Source organism: Hirschia litorea (genome assembly GCF_042665075.1).
Classification (GTDB): Bacteria; Pseudomonadota; Alphaproteobacteria; order Caulobacterales; family Hyphomonadaceae; genus Hirschia; species Hirschia litorea.
Window position 1 is genome coordinate 1 of record NZ_JBHTBR010000001.1, and the last position, 5,861, is coordinate 5,861.

Below are 5,861 nucleotides of genomic sequence, written 5' to 3' on the forward strand. Positions count from 1 at the left end.
TAGAAGTTTGGGTGCGGGGGTTGGATTTGAACCAACGACCTTCAGGTTATGAGCCTGACGAGCTACCGGGCTGCTCCACCCCGCATCAAACAAACGATGTACAAGCTCCTCGCGGCTTATACAGAACACAAAAAACGGCTTCTTCCGGATCTGACTTTTGGATCAGAAAGGACAAAGCCGCTTGCCCTGAATTATCAGGACTGTGAAGGAGGTTTTCAAAAGAAACGTAAATTCTATTGTTCGACTTTATAGAACTGGCAACGACCTACTCTCCCACGCCTTAAGACGCAGTACCATTGGCGCTGAGAACCTTAACGACCGAGTTCGAGATGGGATCGGGTGGGGAATTCTCGCAATAATCACCAGTTCAATAAAATCGAACAATGGATGCTCCTCTTACCTGACGGTAAAGAGGAGTAAAACTAAGTATCAAGACGATAATCACATGCTTTGTAATGATGTTTTTCCGGAGAGCGTTAAGCTCCGAGCGTTGGGGGTTAGCCAACATTTAGCAACATATTCGTCGCCACGCATGGGTATGTATCGGATCAAGCCGATCGAGCAATTAGTACCAGTTAGCTTCACGTATCGCTACGCTTCCACACCTGGCCTATCGACGTCGTAGTCTACGACGGCTCTCAGGGAAGTCTAGTTTTGAGGGAGGTTTCCCGCTTAGATGCTTTCAGCGGTTATCCCGTCCATACATAGCTACCCTACACTGCGGCTGGCGCCACAATAGGTCCACCAGAGGTATGTCCATCCCGGTCCTCTCGTACTAGGGACAGATCCTCTCAAACTTCCTACACCCACGGCAGATAGGGACCAAACTGTCTCACGACGTTCTGAACCCAGCTCACGTACCACTTTAATTGGCGAACAGCCAAACCCTTGGGACCTGCTCCAGCCCCAGGATGTGATGAGCCGACATCGAGGTGCCAAACGATGCCGTCGATATGGACTCTTGGGCATCATCAGCCTGTTATCCCCGGAGTACCTTTTATCCGTTGAGCGATGGCCCTTCCACACAGGACCACCGGATCACTATGACCCACTTTCGTGTCTGCTCGACTTGTCAGTCTCGCAGTCAGGCAGGCTTATGCCATTGCACTCGTCGAACGATTTCCGACCGTTCTGAGCCTACCATCGCGCGCCTCCGTTACGATTTAGGAGGCGACCGCCCCAGTCAAACTCCCCACCATACAAGGTCCCGGATCCCGATAAGGGACCGCGGTTAGACATCATCGAGGACAAGGGTGGTATTTCAAGGACGACTCCACCGGAACTGGCGCTCCGGTTTCAAAGTCTCCCACCTATCCTACACATGCCATCGATAATGCCATTGTAAAGCTAGAGTAAAGGTTCACGGGGTCTTTCCGTCTGACCGCGGGTACCCCGCATCTTCACGGGGAATTCAATTTCGCTGAGTCGATGTTGGAGACAGTGGGGAAGTCGTTACTCCATTCGTGCAGGTCGGAACTTACCCGACAAGGAATTTCGCTACCTTAGGACCGTTATAGTTACGGCCGCCGTTCACCTGGGCTTCAATTCGAGGCTTGCACCCCTCCTTTTAACCTTCAGGCACCGGGCAGGAGTCAGACCCTATACGTCGTCTTGCGACTTCGCAGAGCCCTGTGTTTTTGATAAACAGTCGCCACCCCCTAGTTTGTGACCCTCACGGGAATTACCCCATGAGGCACGCTTATCCCGAAGTTACGCGTGTAATTTGCCGAGTTCCTTCAACATCGTTCTCTCAAGCGCCTTGGCATGCTCTGCCTGTCTACCTGTGTCGGTTTCGGGTACGGTCTAATGGTGGAGCTATTTCCTGGAACTGCTTGGCGGCATACCCAATCCAATAAGGGCACACAACTTCCACAATCCGTCACTACCACCTGGTTCAGGAATATTAACCTGATTCCCATCGTCTACGCATTTCTGCCTCGACTTAGGGGCCGACTAACCCTGCGCTGATTAACATTGCGCAGGAAACCTTAGACTTTCGGCGAGCGGGTCTCTCACCCGCTTTGTCGCTACTCATGTCAGCATTCTCACTTCTGATATCTCCAGCTAACCTCACGGTTAACCTTCACAGACTTACAGAACGCTCCGCTACCACATTTACATGTCCACAATTTCGGCGAACGGCTTTAGCCCCGTTACATTTTCGCCGCAAAGACGCTTGACCAGTGAGCTGTTACGCTTTCTTTAAAGGATGGCTGCTTCTAAGCCAACCTCCTGGTTGTTTCAGCATCTTCACATGCTTTTCCACTTAGCCGTTACTTGGGGGCCTTAATTGGTGGTCAGGGTTGTTTCCCTCTTCACTACGGACGTTAGCACCCGCAGTGTGTCTGCCGTATATTACTCATAGGTATTCGGAGTTTGGTTAGGATCAGTAAGACGGTAAGTCCCCATAGCCCATCCAGTGCTCTACCCCCTATGGTATTCGTACGACGCTCTACCTAAATAGATTTCGCGGAGAACCAGCTATCACCAGGTTTGATTGGCCTTTCACCCCTAGTCACACGTCATCCCAGAGCTTTTCAACGCTCAAGGGTTCGGTCCTCCAGTGAGTGTTACCTCACCTTCAACCTGCACATGACTAGATCACCTGGCTTCGGGTCTAATCCCACAAACTCGACGCCCTATTCAGACTCGGTTTCCCTGCGCCTACACCTAACGGCTTAAGCTTGCTTGTGAGACTAAGTCGCTGACCCATTATACAAAAGGTACGAGGTCACTCCGAAGAGCTCCCTCTGCTTGTAGGCATTCCGTTTCAGGATCTGTTTCACTCCCCTCGTCGGGGTGCTTTTCACCTTTCCCTCACGGTACTTGTTCACTATCGGTCAGTATGGAGTACTTAGGCTTGGAGGGTGGTCCCCCCATTTTCAGACAGAATTTCACGTGTTCCGCCCTACTCTAACGGTAGATCATTTTACGTTTACGGGACTATCACCCACTATGGTTTGGCTTTCCATCCAATTCAACTTATATCACTACGCGGCCTGGTCCGATTTCGCTCGCCACTACTTTCGGAGTCTCGGTTGATGTCCTTTCCTACGGGTACTGAGATGTTTCAATTCCCCGCGTTTGCTCTTTAACCCTATGTATTCAGGTTAAAGTATCTCGTTTATGAATTAGTAGATCCAAACATCACCTAAAAGGTCATGCTTAAAACCACTAAATCTGAGATGGGTTTCCCCATTCAGAAATCTATGGATCAAAGGTTGCTCGCACCTCCCCACAGCTTATCGCAGCGTGCCACGTCTTTCATCGCCTCATACTGCCAAGGCATTCCCGGAATGCCCTTTTGACGCTTGATCACTCAACAATACCCATGCGCAGAGAAGAATATGTATTCTTTCTACTACATGGATCGTTGTCAGACGATACTTAGTTTTACGTGTTCATCCTCGAGGAAAACGCCGGTGTATGGCGCGGATGAACAACCTCCTTACAATGTCAATCCACTTATATCCTGTAGATATAAGCGAAACTTGTGTTACAGCGAACCTGAGTTGATAGGTGAATGCCAGTCTTTAGAAGAATGGTGGAGCCGGACGGGATCGAACCGACGACCTGAAGCTTGCAAAGCTACCGCTCTCCCAACTGAGCTACGGCCCCTTATCGATATTTCTACCGAATTCATTGAACCACGTCAGGATAAGCAATGGTGGGTCTGGGAAGAGTTGAACTTCCGACCTCACCCTTATCAGGGGTGCGCTCTAACCACCTGAGCTACAGACCCATTGCTTTATGCAAGGTTTTGTTTGCTCAGTGAGACCGCATCGCCCTGCCCTATCGGGGCTCGCTGTTCTCAGTCAACAATGACCATATTGTCGTCGATGACTGAGATGGAAGAGAAACGAAGACGGCGACATGCCGCTATGTTTTTGTTGTCACTCACTTACTGGATAAAGAGTAAATGGTGCAACTTAATGCTAGAGATATCGGCGAAATCAGTAAACTGAAATTCCCCAAAATCCTTAGAAAGGAGGTGATCCAGCCGCAGGTTCCCCTACGGCTACCTTGTTACGACTTCACCCCAGTCGCTGACCCTACCGTGGTCGCCTGCCAAATTAGCGCAGCGCCTTCGGGTAGAACCAACTCCCATGGTGTGACGGGCGGTGTGTACAAGGCCCGGGAACGTATTCACCGTGGCATGCTGATCCACGATTACTAGCGATTCCAACTTCATGTTCTCGAGTTGCAGAGAACAATCCGAACTGAGACAGCTTTTTGGGATTATCCCATTGTCACTGCCATTGTAGCACGTGTGTAGCCCCACCTGTAAGGGCCATGAGGACTTGACGTCATCCCCGCCTTCCTCCCGATTGACTCGGGCAGTCTCTCTAGAGTGCCCAACTAAATGCTGGCAACTAGAGATAAGGGTTGCGCTCGTTGCGGGACTTAACCCAACATCTCACGACACGAGCTGACGACAGCCATGCAGCACCTGTCACTAGGTCCGAAGAAGGCTCCATCTCTGGAGTTGTCCTAGGATGTCAAAGGTGGGTAAGGTTCTGCGCGTTGCTTCGAATTAAACCACATGCTCCACCGCTTGTGCGGGCCCCCGTCAATTTCTTTGAGTTTTAATCTTGCGACCGTACTCCCCAGGCGGAGAGCTTAATGCGTTAGCTGCGTCACCAACAAGCATGCTTGCTGACAACTAGCTCTCATCGTTTACGGTGTGGACTACCAGGGTATCTAATCCTGTTTGCTCCCCACACTTTCGCACCTCAGCGTCAGAAATAGTCCAGTCAGTCGCCTTCGCCACTGGTGTTCCACCGAATATCTACGAATTTCACCTCTACACTCGGTATTCCACTGACCTCTCCTATCCTCTAGACTAGTAGTTTTAAAGGCAGTTCCAGGGTTGAGCCCTGGGATTTCACCTCTAACTTACTAATCCGCCTACGTGCGCTTTACGCCCAGTAATTCCGAACAACGCTAGCTCCCTTCGTATTACCGCGGCTGCTGGCACGAAGTTAGCCGGAGCTTCTTCTCCGGGTACCGTCATTATCTTCCCCGGTGAAAGAATTTTACAACCCTAAGGCCTTCGTCATTCACGCGGCATGGCTGGATCAGGGTTTCCCCCATTGTCCAAGATTCCCCACTGCTGCCTCCCGTAGGAGTCTGGACCGTGTCTCAGTTCCAGTGTGGCTGATCATCCTCTCAAATCAGCTATAGATCGTAGTCTTGGTAGGCCATTACCCCACCAACAAACTAATCTAACGCGGGCCGATCCTACACCGATAAATCTTTCCCAATACGGCGTATTCGGTATTACACCTCGTTTCCAAGGGCTATTCCGAAGTGTAGGGCACGTTCCCACGCGTTACTCACCCGTCTGCCACTCCCTCCGAAGAGGGCGTTCGACTTGCATGTGTTAAGCCTGCCGCCAGCGTTCGTTCTGAGCCAGAATCAAACTCTCAAGTTGAGTTGACCTGACGAATCAAATAATGATCTTATTATTCGATTGCTAGTTAAAGCGTTTGCACTTTTTGACGGGAGACCCGTTCATTGTCACATATACTAAGTAAACCTAGTATAATAAGTTCTTATGAACTGGTCTTCCTGAAAAACGCAAACCGTCTGTGTCGTTAATGATTTGTCAACCGAAGCTGAACAAACCAAGAGCAAGCACGACGCCGCCTGCGTTTCTCTTCCAATCTTACAATGTCAAACATCTACAAAACAAACATTCAAACGACCGTGGTCAGGAATGTTGTGGGCTCGAACCCTTAACTGTAACCGCTCGAAGATGCATCCACATCAGCGTTTGGCGAAGGTGCAGGATATAAAGTCCAGCACCGTTTCCGTCAAGAACTTTTTTTAATTAATTTCCGAACCGTCCGAAGACTAAG

General features: G+C 50.2%; 3 tRNA genes and 3 rRNA genes. All 6 read right to left on the reverse strand.

The features are described from left to right. Positions 1 to 8: 8 nt before the first annotated feature. A tRNA-Met gene (locus ACFQS8_RS00005) sits at positions 9 to 85 on the reverse strand. 167 nt (positions 86 to 252) lie between these two features. After that, a 5S ribosomal RNA gene (gene rrf / locus ACFQS8_RS00010) occupies positions 253 to 367 on the reverse strand. 177 nt (positions 368 to 544) lie between these two features. After that, positions 545 to 3,317, reverse strand: a 23S ribosomal RNA gene (locus ACFQS8_RS00015). Positions 3,318 to 3,542: 225 nt separating this feature from the next. After that, positions 3,543 to 3,618 (reverse strand) — tRNA-Ala (locus tag ACFQS8_RS00020). Positions 3,619 to 3,665: 47 nt separating this feature from the next. Continuing rightward, positions 3,666 to 3,742: transfer RNA gene (locus ACFQS8_RS00025), tRNA-Ile, on the reverse strand. A gap of 242 nt (positions 3,743 to 3,984) precedes the next feature. Next, positions 3,985 to 5,434, reverse strand: a 16S ribosomal RNA gene (locus ACFQS8_RS00030). Together the 16S, 23S and 5S rRNA genes with 3 tRNA genes alongside form the textbook arrangement of a ribosomal RNA operon. Positions 5,435 to 5,861: the final 427 nt, after the last annotated feature.